Genomic DNA, 6591 nt, shown 5'->3' with positions numbered 1-6591 from the left:
ACAGATAACTATGTGTCATTTGCCGATCGTCATCAGATGTAATGTGAACGATCCCAAATAGCAGAAAGCGGTAATGGATAATGATGCATAGCAACGTAGCTGTTATTTACGGACGCTTATTTAAAAAAAACTAACAATTACTCAATCCTCAATAACCAAAATTCCCCAGTCTGTAATGTTTTACTTTTGCGCACCGTATACATGTATCCGCGAAGTTGAGAACTACTCACTCTATTTATTAATAGCTGATTGGCAAAAGTAGGGTGCTCAGTTTTAATATGAATCCCCCCTCTCTCTTCGACACTAATATCTGTTGCCATAAATGTCGTGCTATTTACATAGGACTTACCATTTAAATGCAGCGTGAAATTTGATTGTCGATCAGGATACACTGCAAAAGACAACAATTGCGGCTTGTCATCCATAACTAACTTACCTACCCATAAACCAAAAATCTCAGTGTCGCTATTTAGTTTAATTAAGGATTTCTTTATTGGGTCTTTGTATGTATTTAAAAAGCTACCGACCGCCGAGCCAGTTTCCGCAGAATCGAGTTGGTAAGTAGTTTGTGCCAATGGTTGCATAGTATTATTTATTGAAATTTCTAACACTTTGTATGATGAGTCTAAATACGGTGTGATAATTAACCTTTTTGAGTTGTCATTTGTGGTTGGAAATTGGATGACGCATTCCGTATTGGTGCACTTAACATCATCATTAGTAAATGAATACGTACTACCTTTTTTTAATGCGGAGGAGATCGCTAGACTGTGGAACTTATGTCTTCCGTCATTACCTATCTCTAACAATCTATAATGTAAGGTTGAACTTTCGATGCCTTCCCACAGGCCTGCTTTTAAAGAAATGGAGTCAGAAGTTATTGCTTGTACTTGGCTGCATTGAGCAAAAAAGCTGAGGCAAAATAATGCAATTAATCGTCGAGTAGAGTAGATAAACATTCATAAATCCTTTTAAGTGATGCTGGGAGCACTTTGCATAATAAAACAAGAACGGTTGCACATTAACTCTGTTTTTAAAATAAAAGTTGTTGTGATTTCGGCCACTCGATGTTGATTTAACCAGAATACATTATATGCACAACTCGTCTAGAATTTTCAACACTGGACAGATCGCATTCTTAGTAAACCAGCAATAGCCGTGAACGTCCTAGACTGTCTAATGATCGCTCGAAGCGCCTTGACAGAGTAGGCCAAGACTTATCAGTCCAAATTATCAATTATTACAACTTATCCTATTTTCGCTTTTACTGAGCTTGGGCTGACAGTTCATCCTTGAAAATAATACATTCCTCCCCACATCTAGCTCATAGTGCGCTTTTAAGGTGGGTAGGGGTAGCAGCTCATTCTATTATTTAGCGTTAATCCGACAAACTATTTGTCTAAAATTTTTAAGGAAGTCTAGTGACTACTATCGTATCAGTACGTCGTAATAATCAGGTGGTTATTGCTGGAGACGGCCAAGTATCGCTTGGTAATACCGTAATGAAAGGCAATGCCAAGAAAGTGCGTCGCCTGTATCACAACAAAGTGTTGGCAGGGTTTGCTGGTGGTACCGCCGATGCTTTTACTTTGTTTGAACGTTTTGAATCAAAACTCGAGATGCATCAAGGGAATTTAACCCGTGCGGCTGTTGAACTGGCTAAAGACTGGCGTACCGATCGCATGTTACGCAAGCTCGAAGCTTTACTTGTTGTGGCCGATGAAACGGCTTCTTTTATTATTACCGGTAACGGCGATGTGGTGCAGCCCGAACAAGACTTAGTTGCTATTGGCTCGGGGGGAAATTATGCCCAAGCTGCGGCTACTGCTTTGTTAAACAATACCGACTTGTCGGCTAAAGAAATCGCTGAAAAAAGTCTCACCATTGCTGGTGATATCTGCGTATTTACCAATCATCATCACACTGTTGAGTTACTCGAGTACTAATTAGCGCCAGCTGGTTTGCAAAAAACGAATCATGGCAAACCCATTATTTACGCTCACAAAATATAGGTTGAGATTATGTCAGAAATGACCCCCAGAGAAATTGTTCACGAATTAGATTGCCATATTATTGGCCAGAAAAATGCCAAGCGAGCAGTGTCTATTGCCTTGCGTAATCGCTGGCGCAGAATGCAATTGCCGGCTGAGCTTCGTCAAGAAGTTACCCCAAAAAATATTTTAATGATTGGTCCAACAGGTGTAGGTAAAACCGAAATTGCTCGTCGTTTGGCTAAACTCGCCAATGCGCCGTTTATTAAGGTAGAAGCCACTAAATTTACTGAAGTGGGTTATGTAGGTAAAGAAGTCGACTCTATTATCCGAGATTTAGCGGATATCGCGGTAAAGATGACCAAAGAGCAAGCTACCACACGCGTTAAATTCCGCGCAGAAGAAGCAGCCGAAGAGCGAATTCTTGATGCTTTGCTGCCACCTCCGGAAAACGTTTGGGGGGAAAAAGAAGAAGCTCAAGGCAAAAATACTCGTCAGATTTTCCGAAAAAAATTACGTGAAGGTCAATTAGACGACAAAGAAATAGAGATTGATGTTGCTGCGCCACAAATTGGTGTAGAAATTATGGCGCCTCCTGGTATGGAAGAAATGACCAACCAGTTGCAAGGTATGTTTCAAAATCTAAGCTCTGGTTCGTCGAAGAAAAAGAAAACCTTAAAAGTGAAAGATGCCTTTAAGTTATTAATTGATGACGAAGCGGCCAAATTAGTGAATCAAGAAGAGCTCAAGCAAACCGCCATTGAGTCACTTGAGCAAAACGGCATTGTGTTTATTGATGAGATAGACAAAATCTGTAAGCGCGAAGGTGCCGGTGGCAGCGGTGGTGATGTATCACGTGAAGGTGTACAACGCGACTTACTCCCTTTGGTTGAAGGCTCTACGGTGTCAACTAAACATGGCATGGTTAAAACTGACCATATTTTGTTTATCGCGTCAGGGGCGTTTCAAATGTGCAAACCCTCTGACTTAATTCCTGAGCTACAGGGGCGTTTACCTATTCGTGTCGAATTGTCAGCGCTCACCGCGCAAGACTTTGTACGTATTTTAACTGAGCCTAACGCTTCATTGACTGAGCAGTATATCGCACTAATGAAGACCGAAGGGGTAGATATTGAATTTACCGATGAAGGTATAGAACGTATTGCAAATGCCGCTTGGACTGTGAATGAACGTACCGAAAACATCGGCGCACGTCGTCTGCACACTGTGATGGAAAAACTCATGGAAGATATCTCTTTTGATGCTTCAGAGAAAAACGGTGAAGCACTGACCATCGACGCTAAATACGTGAATGATCATTTGGATATGTTGGTAGAAGACGAAGACTTAAGCCGCTTTATTTTATAAGACGTGTTGTTCGCTAAAAAATGCCACTCAACTTGAGTGGCATTTTTTTATCGATGATTACTTATTAATAATTCCTAGCACTCTATATTCAAAAATAATGATCGTAGGCGCTCTGGCTCAGGCCAATCTCCCTTGATTTTGAGCGTCTTAAATGGCGTCAATTTACACCAATGAAACATAAAAATACTACTTGGCAAAAACTTGCACACGGCGGTAAATAGTTCATAATGTTGATAAATTTTAGTAACGAGCTTCCTTAAATGTCCTTAAAAACGAAACATTCAAGCACGCGAAATACTGTAAAGATTTATTCCAAATTAGCGTGTGCCATTGCCGTTCTGCTATCTGTATCACTGTCAAAGGCAAATGCTGTCGAAGTACTGACTGCTCAAGAATTAGCTTCTCATTGTGCACTGCTTAGTACCAACCCAGAAGGGGCCGACGGCCAATACTGTGTGCGTTACATTCAAGGTTTTATTGATGGGGCAATCGCTACTGATGCTCGGGTAATGTTAAGCGCTGAAAATGCCATTTCTGGTAATGAAACCTTCACTGAACGTGCGATGCGTACTCGTATGCCGGGCCGAGTTGATCTTTCTCGGGCAGCGAAATTGGCAGGCTTCTGTCTTGGTGATCCCTTGCCACTGCGTGACGTAGTCGATGTCATTGTTGTAGATTTAGCGGCTGGTTTAGCCACTACGGCAAAAGATGAGCCGGCGATGGAAGTTGTCTACAAATCACTTATGAAAAATTATCCTTGCGAACAATGAAACGTATGAGAGCTAAACGCGTGCTACAACGAGGCGAGGCACGACTTTCCTCTATCTTACTATTATTGCTTGTTCTTGCCATTTCGTGGTTGCTTTGGTCAGGCCTGTATAAGCCTTTGGTTATGGGCTTGGGTGCATTTTCTTGTGTGTTGAGTGTTTACCTAGCCCATCGAATGGGCTTTTTTAGGCATCATCAAGCGATGTTTAAAGTGTTACATCGTTTACCGGGTTACTGGTGGTGGCTGTTAAAAGAGATTGTGACGTCCAGTATCGATGTGGCCAAGCTGATATTAAGCCCCTCATTACCCATTAGTCCTACCGTGGTTGTGCTAGATGCAGCGACCAAAACAGATGTGGGTCATGTCATCTTAGGTAATTCAATTACTTTGTCTCCGGGCACAGTTACGCTAGATGTTCACGAAGGAAAGTTACTCATTCACTGCTTAACCATTGAAGGCGCCAAAGAAATACAAAAAGGCGAGGCAAATCGTCGGGCCGCTGCTTTGGAGAAGAAATAAACATGTATATTGTTGTCTCTATCGCTATTTTGGTCACTATGGTGCTTGCGTTGGTCCGGGCATTGATGGGGCCTAGTGTTTACGACCGAGTGTTGGCGGCCAATGTGTTTGGCACAAAGACAGTGTTACTCTTGTCGGTTATTGCATTTTTGTACGGGCGACCAGATTTCCTTGACCTTGCGCTGGCCTACGCCTTGGTGAATATGGTGGGGATACTTGCCGTTTTAGAGTATTTTCAAAACCGCGCCAAAAAAACGAGGGCAAAAGATGATTGATCTCGTGCTAGATATACTGAGTTGGATACTTCTAGTATTAGGTGGAATGTGCGTATTGATTGGCGGTATTGGTGGGCTGCGTTTACCTAACTTTTATACCAGAATCCATGCTGCCAGTTTGACTGATACCATGGGCACTATTTTAATTTTTGTAGGCATGATGCTGCAGGCTGGCTTATCTCTGGCTGCGTTAAAGTTGTTTGCCATCATGTTGTTTCTCTTACTTACCGGTCCAACTGCCACTTATGCGCTGGCAAATGCCGCGCTCTTATCTGGGCTTAAACCTGATGCAGGCTCTGCAAGCGATGACCCCAAGGAGAAAGAGTCACAATGATAATTATCTTTGCGGTTTTTTTGCTGTCTTTATTGGTTATTACCGCCGTTGCTATTGTACGTGCCAAAGATTTGTTTGTTGCGGTAATGCTAACCTCTATCTTTAGTTTGCTTATGGCGGCAAATTTTTTCATCTTAGATGCCGCAGATGTGGCCTTAACCGAAGCAGCAGTGGGTGCGGGTATCACTACCGTTATTTTCCTGTGCGCCTTGGCTTTAACTGACGATCGGGAAAAACCCCGAGAAGGCGGGCGTTGGATCACCTATGGCACTGTGGGAGTATTGGCCTTACTGATTATTTATGCCACCTTTGACAAACCAAGACTTGGCGACCCTGATGCACCAGTACATCAGCATGTAGCGCCTTGGTATATTGAAAAAACAGCTGAATATATCGATATTCCCAATGTGGTAACCGCAATTTTAGGTAGCTTTAGAGGCTACGATACACTCGGCGAAGTTTTTGTGGTTTTTGCTGCTTGTATCGGCGTGTTATTTATTCTGGGGGTAAAGCCGGCGCGAAAACCTCAGATAAAAGAACAGAGCCTTGGGCTGCGGCATCATTTGATTCCTCAAGTGGTTGGTCGGTTCCTGATCCCCTTTATTATTTTGTTTGGTCTCTACGTGCAATTTCATGGCGAATATGGCCCTGGAGGGGGGTTTCAAGCCGGTGCCATTGTAGCCACTGGTGTCATTCTTTACGCGCTTCTTGAAGGTGAAACCGCTGCCTTACTTGCAATTCCTCGCGGTGTACTGTTGGGCATGGTTGCTGGTGGAGCTTTGTTGTATGGCGGCGTCGGCGTCCTATGCATTATAAAGGGAGGCTCCTTCCTCGAATATTCTGTTTTGGCCGCAGACCCTATATTTGGGCAACATATGGGCATTTTGTTTATTGAAGCAGGTGTAGGTATGGCTGTATGCGGCGCGCTGTTGTCGATTTACCATGCTTTTGCATCTCGGGAGAATTTTTCATGAAGCTGTTAGAGTTGCTGGGTTATTTCAATTATTGGGTTTTTGCCATCATTCTTACGGTGGGTTTGTACGCAGTCATTAGTAAATCAAATTTAATTAAGAAGTTGATTGGTTTGTCTATTTTTCAATCAGCGGTTTTTTTAATGTATATCACCATGGACAAAGTCGAAGGCGGTACTGCGCCAATTATCCAAGCTGGTGTAAAAGATCAGATATTTTCCAACCCCCTGCCTCAAGTTTTGATTCTGACTGCTATCGTTGTGGGGGTATCAACCTTAGCTTTAGGTTTAGCAATGGTGGTACGTATTAATGAGTGTTACGGCACGATAGAAGAAAACGAAATTTTGGACGCTGACTGAATACT

General features: G+C 42.7%; 9 protein-coding genes. 8 read left to right on the top strand and 1 reads right to left on the bottom strand.

What is annotated here, in order from left to right; all coding sequences use genetic code 11:
* Positions 1-137: 137 nt before the first annotated feature.
* Positions 138-959, bottom strand: a complete 822-nt coding sequence (locus NWQ57_RS05615; protein ID WP_306021153.1) for a hypothetical protein — start codon at positions 957-959, stop codon at positions 138-140.
* 462 nt (positions 960-1421) lie between these two features.
* On the opposite strand from NWQ57_RS05615, the gene hslV reads away from it, so the two are divergent.
* The 8 genes from hslV to NWQ57_RS05575 all read left to right on the top strand — a co-directional run bounded on the left by hslV (position 1422) and on the right by NWQ57_RS05575 (position 6586).
* The gene (hslV, locus tag NWQ57_RS05610; RefSeq protein WP_306021152.1) at positions 1422-1946 is read left to right on the top strand and encodes an ATP-dependent protease subunit HslV; all 525 of its coding nucleotides are present in this window, start codon (positions 1422-1424) and stop codon (positions 1944-1946) included.
* Positions 1947-2021: 75 nt separating this feature from the next.
* Positions 2022-3359 (top strand): HslU--HslV peptidase ATPase subunit, encoded by a 1338-nt coding sequence (gene hslU / locus NWQ57_RS05605; protein WP_306021151.1) that lies wholly within the window; start codon positions 2022-2024, stop codon positions 3357-3359.
* 260 nt (positions 3360-3619) lie between these two features.
* Positions 3620-4129, top strand: a complete 510-nt coding sequence (locus NWQ57_RS05600) for a Rap1a/Tai family immunity protein (protein WP_306021150.1) — start codon at positions 3620-3622, stop codon at positions 4127-4129.
* Positions 4130-4134: 5 nt separating this feature from the next.
* On the top strand, positions 4135-4647 hold the full coding sequence (locus tag NWQ57_RS05595; RefSeq protein ID WP_306021149.1) for a Na+/H+ antiporter subunit E: 513 nt from the start codon (positions 4135-4137) through the stop codon (positions 4645-4647).
* Between the two features lie 2 nt (positions 4648-4649).
* Complete coding sequence (locus NWQ57_RS05590; protein ID WP_306021148.1) at positions 4650-4922, top strand: monovalent cation/H+ antiporter complex subunit F; 273 nt, start codon at positions 4650-4652, stop codon at positions 4920-4922.
* Positions 4915-5256, top strand: coding sequence for a monovalent cation/H(+) antiporter subunit G (mnhG, locus tag NWQ57_RS05585; protein ID WP_306021147.1), 342 nt, complete (start codon positions 4915-4917; stop codon positions 5254-5256). The genes NWQ57_RS05590 and mnhG overlap by 8 nt, the downstream gene beginning before the upstream one ends.
* The gene (locus tag NWQ57_RS05580; protein WP_306021146.1) at positions 5253-6230 is read left to right on the top strand and encodes a DUF4040 domain-containing protein; all 978 of its coding nucleotides are present in this window, start codon (positions 5253-5255) and stop codon (positions 6228-6230) included. The genes mnhG and NWQ57_RS05580 overlap by 4 nt, the downstream gene beginning before the upstream one ends.
* The gene (locus NWQ57_RS05575) at positions 6227-6586 is read left to right on the top strand and encodes a cation:proton antiporter subunit C (RefSeq protein ID WP_306021145.1); all 360 of its coding nucleotides are present in this window, start codon (positions 6227-6229) and stop codon (positions 6584-6586) included. Before NWQ57_RS05580 ends, NWQ57_RS05575 begins: the two co-directional genes overlap by 4 nt.
* The last annotated feature ends 5 nt before the right edge of the window (positions 6587-6591 follow it).

The sequence above is a fragment of the Paraglaciecola sp. genome, from assembly GCF_030730205.1.
Taxonomy (GTDB): Bacteria; Pseudomonadota; Gammaproteobacteria; order Enterobacterales; family Alteromonadaceae; genus Paraglaciecola.
The sequence above is the reverse complement of the archived record's forward strand: the minus strand, read 5'-3'. Positions and strand labels throughout refer to the sequence as shown.